At 38.9% G+C, this 13,881-nt stretch carries 6 protein-coding genes; all 6 read left to right on the forward strand.

Translation table 11 applies throughout. From position 1 onward, the window contains the following. The first annotated feature begins 16 nt into the window (after positions 1-16). The 6 genes from ACY0M5_RS17245 to ACY0M5_RS17270 all read left to right on the forward strand — a co-directional run bounded on the left by ACY0M5_RS17245 (position 17) and on the right by ACY0M5_RS17270 (position 13,476). On the forward strand, positions 17-2,083 hold the full coding sequence (locus ACY0M5_RS17245; protein WP_124993040.1) for a RagB/SusD family nutrient uptake outer membrane protein: 2,067 nt from the start codon (positions 17-19) through the stop codon (positions 2,081-2,083). A gap of 264 nt (positions 2,084-2,347) precedes the next feature. Further along, positions 2,348-5,512, forward strand: coding sequence for a glycoside hydrolase family 88 protein (locus ACY0M5_RS17250; protein WP_461630019.1), 3,165 nt, complete (start codon positions 2,348-2,350; stop codon positions 5,510-5,512). Positions 5,513-5,578: 66 nt separating this feature from the next. Next, positions 5,579-6,328 (forward strand): rhamnogalacturonan acetylesterase, encoded by a 750-nt coding sequence (locus ACY0M5_RS17255; protein WP_461630020.1) that lies wholly within the window; start codon positions 5,579-5,581, stop codon positions 6,326-6,328. After that, entirely contained in the window at positions 6,312-9,092 is a 2,781-nt protein-coding gene (locus ACY0M5_RS17260) for an alpha-L-rhamnosidase (protein ID WP_461630021.1), read from the forward strand. The genes ACY0M5_RS17255 and ACY0M5_RS17260 overlap by 17 nt, the downstream gene beginning before the upstream one ends. A gap of 15 nt (positions 9,093-9,107) precedes the next feature. After that, positions 9,108-10,529, forward strand: a complete 1,422-nt coding sequence (locus ACY0M5_RS17265) for a glycoside hydrolase family 28 protein (RefSeq protein WP_461630022.1) — start codon at positions 9,108-9,110, stop codon at positions 10,527-10,529. A gap of 118 nt (positions 10,530-10,647) precedes the next feature. Then, positions 10,648-13,476, forward strand: coding sequence for a glycoside hydrolase family 2 protein (locus ACY0M5_RS17270; protein WP_461630023.1), 2,829 nt, complete (start codon positions 10,648-10,650; stop codon positions 13,474-13,476). Positions 13,477-13,881 lie beyond the last annotated feature (405 nt).

Consider the following 13,881-nt stretch of genomic DNA (forward strand, 5'->3'; position numbering starts at 1 on the left):
TTTAAAAAAGTTAATTATGAAAAAAAATAAAATATTATTACTGTTTGGGTTGATAAGTATCTTAACTTTTTCTGTATCATCCTGCAAAGATGATTTCTTGGACGAAGAACTTACAACAACCCAAAGCACTCAGACGTTTGAAACACAAGAAGGGCTGGACCAACTGGTTATAGGAACATACCAAAAACTGAAATTTAAATTCAACTATACCTGGGGAATTAAGATGTTTAACGTAGGTGTAGATGAATTTACGGATGCAAATAATGCTATCCCCGACTACAACGGTTATAGTGCTGATTTAAACTCAGCAGAAGGCGGAAACAACAAGCCTGTGTGGCAAAACATGTATGCCGGTATTGAATCAGCAAACACTATTATTCAAAATATGCCTCTTTACTACGATAAAGAAAATTCAAATTATAACACTCGATTAGGCGAAGGTTATTTTCTACGTGGCTATTTTTATTTAACTCTTACCACTCAATATGGAGGTGTGCCATTGAAATTAGAACCATCAACAGCAGTTGAAACTTATTTTACACGAGCCACAGAAGAAGAATGTTTTGCACAAATCATTGCAGATTTTAAGTCGGCATATGATTTATTACCTGCAAGTCCAGAAGCAACTGGCCGCATATCAAAATATGCCGCAGCTCATTTTCTTGCAAAATCAAAATTAACACGAGCAAGCGAATTATATAGTTCATGGAACTCAAGCTATATAAGTGATGATTTAAATGATGTCATAAAATACGGAACAGAAGTTTATAATGCTCATCCTTTATGTACAAACTATGTGCAATTATGGGATTATCAAGCGGCTAACGGTGCCAACGAGAGTGTTTCTGAAGTAGTTTTGGCTGCTCAATTCTCTGACGATCAATCTACCTGGGGTAGATTTGGAAATCAGATGCATCTTTATTATCCATCTGTTTATCAAGACATTTCCGGAACAAAAAGAGATATCTCAGGGGGTCGTGAATTCTGTTATGCCCGAACTACTAATTATACCATGGATGTGTTTGATCGTGTGAACGACTCACGCTTCTGGAAATCATTTATTACTACTTACGGATGTAACTCTACAGCAAATGCTCCGGAATGGACTGCCGATAATGCTATTTTAGGACCTGTAGGAACTGTAGCTGGAACAAAACGATTTGAAGGCGGAGATCTGGCTGTTAAATACATTGTTAACAATGCTGGCGATACCAGATATAATCCTGTTACAAATGATGTAACCGGTGTTTTAAAAGATGGTGTTATGCAAAACACCCACACATTTGTTCGTTATTTTAATGGTGATGCACAAGATTGGATTGGGCAACATGGTAATGAAGGATATTATGGTGTTCAGAAACGTTTTGTTGCACTATCGAAATTTCGAGATGGATACAGAGTCGCAATTGCATCTCAATTTGGAACCCGCGATGTCATTCTTGCCCGTTCTGCAGATGATGTTTTAATGGTTGCCGAAGCCTATATACGAAAAGGCGAATCGGAATATGCTAATGCCATTACCTGGATTAATAAATTAAGAGACCGGGCTGCATTTTTAGCTGGAGAAGACCGTTCTGTTCACGTTGATGGAGGACAAGCCTATAAGAACAATAGCTATTGTAATGGTAAAGGTGGAGGATATTCTTCTGATGGTGCTATTTATTACGATAAAAACACTTATTATGAATCAAATGGAGATTTGACAGAAACAACTGCTGCTACAATCAATGAAATGCATATCAACTCAGTAAGTGATATCTACAATTCTTCAGTAGATGCACCAATTTATACAAAGCTTGAATGTTCAAGCAATGCGGAGAAAATGATGTGTTTTTTATTGAATGAAAGAACTCGTGAACTTTGCGGAGAAACAGTACGTTGGGAAGATTTAGCCCGTACCAAAAGGCTTGAAGCCCGCTTTAAGGCATTTAATGATGGTTGGGTTAGAGGTAACTCTACGTTTAGTGCAAACAAACATTATTACCGACCAATTCCTCAATCTTTTCTTGATGCCATTACCAATGAAAATGGCCAGGCATTAAGTTCGGAAGAGAAACAAGCTATGCAAAACCCAGGATACTAATAAATCCTAAACTATAAAATCACTAAACCGGTTCAAATCTGTTCCGGTTTAGTGATTTTTTTTTTACTCTGATTATCCCAACAAAAATAAACTGCCAGGCTCTTCCGAATAGCAATATCCACTATATTAAATACATTCTTGATGAATACATCTCCAAATATGGATGATTTGACATGAATACGGAAAAATATACATCTGTTACAATTTATTCATTTCTACTTTTGGTGTAAGTAATAACAGATAACAGCTTATAAAATATTCGCAATGAAACTCTCATTTAGTAGTACACAACATCAGACTTTTTTAGCACGATTTTTAATCGTCATTTTTATAATTTCGTTAAATTCTCTTTCCTATGCTCAGGAAAAGAAATCTAACTCTGGAAAAAATAGAAAATCCAACGTTACAAATAAAACGGAATTTAATGATGCAAACACACCTCTTCATCTTTTACAAGCTGATTACCCAATAAACTATCAGGCTCCTGACAAAGATCAAATTGAAAATCAACTTAAAACAATTGTAAATTATCTGGAGCAGGTTACACCAGCTGGTATAATTGATTCAAAAAGTCAAAAAGTTATTACTAAGTATGAAAACATCGACAGATACAGTCAATTAAAAAAAGGAGATTTCAGATTAACCTCATACGAATGGGGAGTTACCTATGCAGCTATGTTGCGCATGACCCAGGTAACTGATAATGAAACGTATTTAAATTATGCACGGAACCGCTTTGCATTTTTAGCAGAAACAGCTCCTTATTTCAAAAAACAATTGGATAAAGTTGGAACGATTGATCCTTTGATGACAAAAGTTTTACAACCTAAAGCCTTAGATGATGCCGGCGCCATCTGTGCAGCAATGATCAAAACATCAACATTCGACAACCCCTCTTCAAAATTAGATACTTTAATCGATAACTACATTGATTATATCATGTACCACCAATATCGCTTAAAAGATGGAACATTTGCACGCAAACGTCCGCTGTATAATACTATTTGGTTAGATGATATGTTCATGAGTATTCCCGCTTTACTTCAAATGGGAAAATACAGGCATAATGACAAATACACTCAGGAAGCCGTTAAGCAAATCAAACTGTTTAAAGACAAACTATTTGTTGAGAACAAAGGCCTTTTTCGTCACGGATGGGCTGAAGGTTTAGAACCTGAACCAACATTTTTCTGGGCACGCGCCAATGGCTGGGCTTTGCTAACCCTTTGTGAAGCTTTAGATGTTTTACCTAAAGATAATGAAGATCGAAAATGGATCATGGATCTTTATCAACAGCAAATTGGTTCATTGGTTCAGTATCAATCCGGACAAGGTTTATGGCACCAACTAATAGATAAAAACGATTCTTACCTGGAAACTTCAGCTAGTGCAATTTACGTATTTGCAATTGCTCACGGAATCAATCAGGGATGGTTAAATGCACGAGTATACGGTCCTGTAGTTACTTTGGGATGGAATGCTCTTTCTCAAAAAATAAATCCGAAAGGACAAGTTGAAGGTACTTGTGTAGGAACAGGAATGGGATTTGATCCGGCATTCTATTATCATCGTCCAACCAGTGCTTTTGCCGCTCATGGATATGGACCAATGTTGCTCGCCGGTGCTGAAATGATCGAATTATGCAATCACTGGTTTCCTAAAATGAACGATAGTGCAATTCATTTTTACGGACAAACACTACCCTATTCGGAACCCATTTTTGAAGTTGGTGATCCAAGACATCCGCCATATAAAAAAGCAGGCAGCAGTCGTAAAGGAAAAAACCCGGTTGTGTTTGTAATTGGTGATTCTACAGTAAAAAATGGCCGAGACAAAGGTGATTTAGGACAATGGGGCTGGGCCAGCTTTTTCGATCGCTTTTTTGATGCAACAAAAATTACAGTGGAAAACCATGCATTAGGGGGCAGAAGCAGCAGAACATTCCTCACCGAAGGATTGTGGCAAAATGTGCTGGAAGGCTTACAGGAAGGAGATTACCTGTTTATTCAGTTCGGTCACAATGATGGTGGCCCCTTTGATACCGGACGCGCCCGTGCTTCTATCAAAGGAGCTGGCGAAGAATCAAAAACTTATACCATGGAAGCTACCGGCGGACCGGAAACTGTATATACTTTTGGTCATTACATGCGTCATTATATTGAACAAGCTAAAGCTCATGGTGTAAAAGTGATTGCCTTAGCTCACACGCCACGCAACAACTGGGAAAATGGTAAAATGGTTCGTGTAACGGATACCTACGCCAAATGGACCAGGCAGGCAGCAGAAGACGAAGGCGTTTGCTATATCGATGCCAACGATCTTTGTGCAAAAGAATACGAAAAAATAGGTCAGGAGGCCACTAAACCCTACTATAAAGATAATGTACACACTTCTTATATTGGAGCGATAACAAACGGAAACACAATTGCCAAGGCCGCATATAATCTGAAAAATTGCGACCTGAAAAAATATATGAAAAAAGAAGCCATAGACAATCCAACTAAAGTGGCACCAAAACCTTTGTACCGTGATCCTAAATTTGACGGAGCCGCAGATCCGGTTGTCATATGGAACAAAAAAGAACAAAAATGGTTCATGCTCTATACCAACCGTAGAGCCAATCTGGAAAACACAAATGGAGTTGATTGGGTGCACGGAACACCTATTGGTATAGCCGAATCAGAAGATGGAGGACTAAGCTGGAAATACCGGGCTGATGCAAACATAAATTATGGCGGCGACAGCACTACTTACTGGGCTCCGGAAGTAATAGAACAAGATGGAACTTATCACATGTACTTGACTATTGTACCAGGAATTTTCAGCGATTGGAATCATCCACGTCACATCATTCATTTGACCAGTAGTAACCTGATTGACTGGAAATTGGAGTCTCAGATAAATTTAGCTTCCGATAAAGTAATTGATGCTGAAGTTGTAAAAGCTCCAAACGGAAAATGGAGAATGTTCTACAACAATGAGAAAAATAATAAATCCATTTACTATGCTGAAAGCAACGACCTGTACAATTGGGAAGATAAAGGACTTGCTGTTGGAAATAAACGTGGTGAAGGCCCTGTTGTCTTCTTCTGGAAAAACCAATATTTCATGATTATTGATTCATGGGATGGATTATCTGTTTTCAGTTCCAAAAACATGCAAAACTGGCATCTTCAAAAGGAAAACATATTGGATAAACCCGGATGTTATGAAGATGATCAGGTAAAAGGCGGACATGCTGATGTCGTAATCAATAATGGCAGAGCTTACATTTTCTATTTTACTCATCCGGGAAGACTAGAAGGCGTAAATGATGACAATTATGAAACCAGAAGATCATCCATACAGGTGGGAGAATTAAAATTTGTAAATAACCAAATATCCTGTAATCGTAATTTACCGGTAGATATTAAATTAGTGAATCCTTAAGGTCAATAAGATAACTCAAGAAGTTTTTAAAGCACATTCAAATCAAGATAAAAAATCAGTAAAAACATGAAATTTAAAGCAATATCAATACTCGCTATAAGCACTGTCCTTTTCATTTGTTGTGCACAACAACCAAAAGACGTTCGTATATTTATATCAGGCGATTCTACAGCTCAAAGCTACGACACAACAAAAACCGTAATGAGAGGCTGGGCTCAGATGCTGCCCGATTTTTTCGATGAACACGTTACTGTTGTTAATAAGGCGAAAGCAGGCAGAAGCACCAAAAGCTATTTGGCAGAAGGACGATGGAAAGAAGTAGTTGATTCTCTTCAACCAAATGATTATGTGATCATACAATTTGGTCATAACGATGCTTCTTCAAAACCGGAAAGACATGCCTCCTACCCTGATTACAAAAGAAATCTGATTACTATGGTGAAGGAAGCACAGGCAAAAAAAGCCCGGCCAATTTTGGCCACATCAATTGTGATGAGAACCTTTAAAGACAATGGTTTACTTGATGATCGGTTAAAAGGATATCCAGCCATTACCCGTCAATTGGCCGATTCTTTAAATATTCCACTAATAGATACCTGGCTGAAATCAAGGGATTTGATTATCATGATGGGCGACGAACCCTCAAAAAAATTGTACATGTGGATAGAAGCAGGTATAGATTCAATCCGACCAGATGGTTCTCAGGATGATACACACCTGCAGGCTCCCGGAGCTGCAGCAATTGCAGAAATAGTAGCAGCAGAAATCAAAAAACAAAACCTTAAAGACATAGCAAACCATGTTCTTATCCCGTAAAAACACAGCTAAATTAGCAACACTGCTTTTAATTCCTTTTCTACTTGTACGCTGCCAGCCGGATGTTCAATGGCCCGAAGAATCTGTGAACACGAAACCCGGAACCCGATGGTGGTGGATGGGCAGTGCTGTAGATGAAGCAAACCTGTCGCGAAATCTGGAATTGTATTCTGATGCCGGACTAGGTTCTCTGGAGATCACACCAATTTATGGTGTTCAGGGAAATGATTCCAATGAAGTTGACTTCTTATCCAACAGATGGATGGAATTATATTCTCACACCCAAAAAGAGGCTGAAAAACTGGGGATAAATATCGACATGAATACCGGAACTGGTTGGCCATTTGGCGGACCTGATGTTGGGCTAAAAGATGCTGCCGGTCGATTGTTAATCAAGGAATTTAAATTGTCAAAAGGTCAACAATTCAATCAATTGATTCTACCTGATGAGAAAAAGCAGGCAGAAACGGCAAAACTGGCAAGTTTAATGGCTTTTTCCGAAAAAGGAGAAATAGTAGACCTAACGGAAAAGGTTAGTAATAAAAAACTTGATTGGAAAGCACCTGTTGGTAAATGGACATTAATTGCTCTTTTCGAGGGAAATACTTTTCAGCAGGTTAAAAGAGCTGCTCCTGGTGGCAAAGGTTTGGTTTTGAATCATTTTTCGAAAGAAAGTGTAGAGAAATACCTGAGTAAATTTACGAAAGCCTTTAACGAAAGCGGTGCGCCTGTTCCCAATTACTTTTTTAATGATAGTTACGAAGTATACAATGCAGACTGGACTCCAGGGTTTCTTGCTGAATTTGAACAAATGCAAGGCTATAAATTACAGGATTATCTTCCTCAATTTTTAGATACTACAAGAAACGAAACTACAGCAAGAATCGTTTCGGATTACAGAGAGACACTTTCGAAATTATTATTGGAAAACTTTACCAAGCCCTGGACTGAGTGGGCACACAAGCTGAATAGTAAAACCCGGAATCAGGCACACGGTTCGCCGGCTAACTTAATTGATATTTATGCCGCAGTAGATGTGCCCGAATGCGAAGGATTTGGATTGTCCGACTTTCACATTAAAGGTCTTCGTAAAGATTCTTTAACACGTCATAACGACTCCGATTTTTCCATGTTAAAATACGCTTCATCAGCGGCTCATATTTCAGGAAAGAAATACACTTCTTCAGAAACATTTACATGGCTTACCGAGCATTTTCGCACCTCCTTCTCTCAGTGTAAACCCGATTTGGATTTGATGTTTGTTTCAGGCGTTAATCACGTTTACTTTCACGGCACTACCTATAGTCCGGCTGAGGCTGCATGGCCGGGATGGAAATTTTATGCTTCGGTGGACATGAGTCCAACCAACCCATTGTGGCGCGATGCAAAACCCTTTTTTAAATATATCTCACGCGTACAATCGTTTTTACAAATGGGTAAACCCGATAATGATTTTTTGGTTTATTTACCTGTTTACGATATGTGGCACAAAGTGGACGGTAAATTATTACAATTCGATATCCATAAAATGAAACAGCGTGCTCCGGAATTTATTCATGTAGTCAACCAAATTAGTGACGCCGGCTATGATATGGACTATATTTCGGATTCATTTATCACAAGCACTGAATTTAAAGACGGACATCTCATTACATCGGGAGGAACTTCGTATAAAGCTTTAATTATACCTTCTGTAGATAAAATGCCGGCGGAGGTTATTAAAAAACTGATTGATCTGGCCAAACAAGGTGCACAAATTGTGTTCATGGGAAATTATCCTAAAGATGTTCCCGGATATGGAAATCTGGAAAACAGAAGAAAACAATTTATTACTTTAAGTGATCAGCTGCCTGATGTTGACTTTAACGAAACCACAGTAAGCTCATTTTCGAAAGGAAAAATCATTACCGGAACGGATTATAAAAATACACTTGCGGCTACAGGAATTGTTGCTGAAGAATTTAAAACAAAAGCGGATCTTAAATACATTCGCAGGAAAAACAGCCAGGGGTATCATTATTTTGTTTCTGCACTTAAAGCTGAGGATACAGATACCTGGATTACTTTACCAAAGCAAGCTGAATCAGTCGTATTTTTCAATCCTGTCAATGGACAAAAAGGAAAAGCACAAATAAAACAAGCCGATGATAAAACAAAAGTAAGGCTGCAGTTAAAATCCGGAGAATCACTGATACTCCAAACATTTTCGACAAACGTTACGGTTGAAAACTGGCCTTATCTTAAAGAAACAGGAAATCCATTTGTACTGAACAACAACTGGAAAATATTATTTAAAGAGAGCATCCCTGCTATCACCGACACCTTTGCTATTCCAAAATTAGTTCCCTGGACCGATCTAAAGATTCCTGAGGCCAAAGAAAATATGGGGACAGCGGTCTATTCAACAACATTTACGGTGAATAAAAAAACGGCTGATGACTGGATTCTTGATTTGGGTGATGTGAGAGAAACAGCCAGAGTAAGACTGAATAATGTTGATATTCAAACACTGTGGTCGGTACCCTACGAACTTTCTGTTGGCAAATACCTTAAAAACGGTCTTAATGCAATAGAAATAGAGGTAACAGGTTTACCAGCCAATCACATCGCAAGTTTAGATCAAAAAGGAGTTCAATGGCGTATTTTCAAGGAAATTAATCTGGTTGACCTTAACTATAAAAAAACAGGTTATGCGAATTGGAAAACAATGCCTGCCGGCTTAAACAGTGAAGTAAAATTAATACCCGTTAACTTTTCGAATTAAAAGTTCAGATACCCTATGAAGTCATTACAATTTATCATACTCCTATTTTGCGGATTTAGCGCATTGGGGCAGAATAATTCTTCAATCCCTAAATTTACCTGGATGGAAAATGCGGGCAGCCATACTTTTCCAGATCATAATGCAGTGTTTCATGTAGAAGATTACGGAGCCGTTGGAGATGCTCTTGTTTTAAATACCAAAGCCATTCAAAAAGCACTTGATGAGGCTGAAGTGGCCGGAGGAGGAACAGTAACGTTTAAACCTGGTGTTTATTTAACAGGATCGCTTTTTATCGGCAACAACGTTAATTTCAACATCCCCAAAGGAACCATGCTGACCGGGAGTCAGAATCTGGAAGATTACAAACAAATTGATACCCGTGTTGCAGGCATTGAAATGAAATGGCCGGCTGCACTCATTAATATTATTGACAAAAAGAATGCTGCCATTACAGGAAATGGAACAATTCACGGCAAAGGAAAAGTGTTTTGGGACAAATACTGGAACATGCGCAAGGAATATGAACCCAAAGGACTTCGATGGATTGTAGATTACGATTGTGAAAGACCCAGAGGAATATTAATATCTGATTCTGAAAACATCACTATTGATGGAATAGTACTGTATCAGCCGGGCTTTTGGAGTCTTCATATTCTGTACTCGAAATACGTAACCGTTAATGATGTTACTATTAGTAACAATATTGAAGGACACGGACCTAGTACCGATGGTGTGGATATCGATTCCTCTTCGTTTATTTTGGTTCAAAACAGCAATATCAATTGCAATGATGATAATTTTTGCTTGAAAGCAGGACGCGACAGCGATGGTCTGCGGGTAAACCGACCTTGTGAATACATTGTAATCAGAAATTGTTATGCAGGAATGGGAGCCGGACTTTTTACAATCGGGAGCGAAACATCCGGCAGCATCAGACATGTTGTTGCGTATAATTTAACAGCAGAAGGCACATCCTTTGGTTTACGTTTTAAGAGTACGATTCAACGGGGAGGCAAAATCGAGGATATTCATCTGGCAAATATCACCATGAATAAGGTTAAATATCCTCTGTCTGTTGATTTGGACTGGAATCCAGCTTACAGCACATCATTGCTTCCTGAAGAATACAAGAATAAAACACTGCCTGAGTATTGGAAAAAAATGCTGGCCTATGTTGATCCTAAGGATGGAACTCCAAAGTTCCAAAACATATCCTTCTCCAATATTAAAGCCACCGGAGCTAAACGCTGTATCAATGTCGTTGGAATTAAAAGCAGTACCATTGAAGGTTTTAAATTCTGTGATGTAAGCATAGAAGGTAAAAATGCCGGAGTAATCAAATATGCCAAAAACTGGAAATGTGAGCATCTTCATTTAAAATCAAACGATGATTTGCTCCTGGAAAACAACAAAAATATAGATTTGGAAAACAATTAGATTAGCTAAAAAGTTATATGTTGCAGGTTCTTGGGCACAACTCACAACTCACAACTCACAACTCATAACTCATAACATTTCCAAGACAAGCTTAATATCAAACAATAATACATACCACATGAAACATCAACTCATTACCTACCTGCTTTTGTTAACCTGTTTCTGCGCAACGGGACAGCAAACTGAACGGCAATATTTATCCGGAACTGGATTGGGAAATACAGTTACCTGGGATTTTTACTGCTCTGCTGGTCAAAACAGCCAAAAATGGAGTCAGATAGAAGTTCCTTCGCAATGGGAACTGCAGGGCTTTGGAGAATATACTTATGGCAGATGGTACAAGAAAAAGGGAGTTGAGCCTTCGAAAGAAACCGGCACCTACAAATACTCATTTAAGGTGCCAAAAAAATGGAGCGGACAGCAAATCTCGATTGTTTTTGAAGGCGCCATGACAGATACTGAAGTATTCATTAACGGAGAAAAAGCCGGAGAGATGCACCAAGGCGGGTTTTATCGTTTTTCATACGATATTACCCATAAAATCACTACCGGAAAAAAGAATGATCTTAAGGTGATTGTTCACAAACACTCGGCAAACAACAGCATCAACAACGCCGAAAGAAAAGCCGATTGGTGGACTTTCGGCGGCATTTACCGTCCGGTTTATTTAGAAGCAAAACCTAAAACAGCAATGAACCATGTGGCATTGGATGCAAAAGCCGACGGGAGTTTGAATGCTGACATTGATTTGTCTGAAGAAATAAAATCAGGTAAAATTATTGCCACGATTGAACCCTTAACAGGAAAAGGTAAATTTGCATCCAAAACCATTCCATTGACTCTGAATGGCAAAAAACAACACATCAGCACAAAATGGGATGATGTTATCAGCTGGAATCCTGAAAATCCTCAACTATACAAACTGCACCTTAAATTAACCGACCAAAACAATAAAACTTTGCACGAGTGGTGGTCAAGAATTGGTTTTAGAACGGTTGAATTCAGGGCAAAAGATGGTATTTATGTAAATGATACCAAAATTGTAATGAAAGGGATCAACCGCCACTCATTTTATCCGGAAGGAGGACGAACCACCAATCGTGAAATCAGCAAAAGCGATGCTCTTTTATTAAAAGAAATGAACATCAACGCTGTTCGTTTTCACTACCCTCCCGATCAGCACTTTCTGGACATGTGCGATTCAATCGGTTTGTTTGTGGTAGATGAATTGGCCGGGTGGCAAAACTGCTACGACACCGAAGTGGGATCAAAACTGCAAAAAGAAATGCTGACCCGCGATGTAAATCACCCATGTATTGTATTGTGGAGCAATGGCAATGAAGGAGGCTGGAACTACGATCTCGATCAGCATTTTGCCGATTACGATCCTCAGAACCGGCATGTGATTCACCCTTGGGCCGACTTTAATGGAATTGATGCCCACCACTACCCTGCCTACTTAACTGGTGTTGCCCGATTAACCAACGGCTATAAAGTATTTATGCCAACCGAGTTCATGCATGGAATGTATGATCAGGGACTTGGTGCAGGTTTAGAGGATTTTTGGGACAACTGGACCTCTCACCCATTATTTGCAGGTGCTTTTATGTGGTCGTTTGCTGATAATGCAGTGAAACGTACTGATAAAAACGGCATTCTTGACTCTGACGACTTTAGAGCTCCTGATGGTATTGTTGGACCTTACCGTGAAAAAGAAGGCAGTGTATTTACCGTTCGTGAGGTTTGGGCTCCTATTCAGTTCAAAAAGCTATACATCACCCCTTCGTTTAAAGGTAAATTTACCCTATCAAACAGATTCCTTTACACCAATTTAAAGGACTGTAAAATGACGTATCAACTGTATAAAATTAATTCTCCTTTAAAAGGATCTAAAAAAGAGATTTTAGGCAAGGGTAATGTTTCTCTTCCACAAATAGATCCTGGCGAAACAGGTTTTGCCAAAATGGAATTACCTGCTAATTTCTTTGATGCCACTGTTTTAGAAATTGAAGCATTCGATCCTGCAGGACATAAAATCTGCAACTGGAGCTGGCCTGTAAAATACGCCGGTGAATACTTCCAATTACAACATGCCGGTACAACCAAAGATGGAGATGTAAAGCTTACGGAAACGGACAGTATTACTACTTTGGAAGCAAATGGAGTATCTGTATCATTTAATCAGCAAAATGGTCAGATTTTACAGGTAAAAAACAAAAAAGGAATTGTTCCTTTTACCAATGGACCTGTTGCTGTAGGCATGAAAATTCAGTACAAAGAATGCTATGCAAAACAAAATCAGCACAGCGCTCAGTTTGTTGCAAAATATCTGGGTGGTATCGATTCTATTGTTTGGACAATGAATGCACAAGGACTTTTAAATATGAATGCTGTGATGCTGAACAGAGCTGGCGGAGGCAAAGGTTTTGACGATGCATTTACCGACAACGAAATAAATAATTTTGGTTTAACCTTCTCGTACCCCGAAAAAATAGTTAAAGGAATGGAATGGTTTGGCCGCGGTCCTTATCGGGTATGGAAAAACAGAGTAAAAGGAACCAACTATAATCTTTGGCAAAAAGATTACAACAACACCATAACCGGAGAAAGTGAATACGGATTAACTTATCCTGAATTCAAAGGCTTTCATGCCAATTTATATTGGGCTGCCATACAGTCTGATGAGGCTCCATTTACGGTATATTCTGAAAGCGACGGCGTGTTCTTGCGAATGCTGACCCCCGAAGAACCCAAAGGAAGAATGGAAGGAAGACACACAATGCCGGCCTTCCCGTCTGGAGATATATCCTTTTTATACGATATTCCGGCGATTCAATCTTTCAAACCAATATCCATGCAGGGACCACATAGTCAGCCGGGAAATATCCGCATAAAAGTAGGTGACGAAGGAATTAGAATGATATTGGATTTTGATTTTAAAGAATAGCAGTCAATCCATTTTGTAATGTTATGAGGCTGTCTTATTAAAAGGCAGTCTCTTTTTTTTATAGTTTCTTTCGACGGTTGTTGGTATGGTACCACGACTGTTGTTGGTACAGTGCCACGACGGTTACCGGTATAGTACCACGACTGTTGTTGGTGCAGTACTACGACGGTTACCGGTATAGTACCACGACTGCTGCGGTCGTGGCAAATTCTACTCTTTATACACAAATAGTTGCAGGGCTCGTTTTTATGCACCATGCATTTTCGGAATTTTTTTAATAGCTTTTGTTTTAACCCGACGCTTTAGTAAGAGCGCGAAGTTGAGCCCCAATAACTATTGGATTTCCTACAAAAAACAAGACAAAAAGTTAAGCCACGTTTTTATAATAAGTGAAATTGTACTCTA

This window comes from Labilibaculum euxinicum, from assembly GCF_963678175.1.
Taxonomy (GTDB): Bacteria; Bacteroidota; Bacteroidia; order Bacteroidales; family Marinifilaceae; genus Labilibaculum; species Labilibaculum euxinus.

Excerpts from the sequence above, each read along its gene's own strand:
- ACY0M5_RS17265 (WP_461630022.1), top strand. The coding sequence starts at position 9,108 with ATGAAGTCATTACAATTTATCATACTCCTATTTTGCGGATTTAGCGCA.
- ACY0M5_RS17250 (WP_461630019.1), top strand. The coding sequence starts at position 2,348 with ATGAAACTCTCATTTAGTAGTACACAACATCAGACTTTTTTAGCACGA.
- ACY0M5_RS17270 (WP_461630023.1), top strand. The coding sequence starts at position 10,648 with ATGAAACATCAACTCATTACCTACCTGCTTTTGTTAACCTGTTTCTGC.
- ACY0M5_RS17255 (WP_461630020.1), top strand. The coding sequence starts at position 5,579 with ATGAAATTTAAAGCAATATCAATACTCGCTATAAGCACTGTCCTTTTC.
- ACY0M5_RS17245 (WP_124993040.1), top strand. The coding sequence starts at position 17 with ATGAAAAAAAATAAAATATTATTACTGTTTGGGTTGATAAGTATCTTA.
- ACY0M5_RS17260 (WP_461630021.1), top strand. The coding sequence starts at position 6,312 with ATGTTCTTATCCCGTAAAAACACAGCTAAATTAGCAACACTGCTTTTA.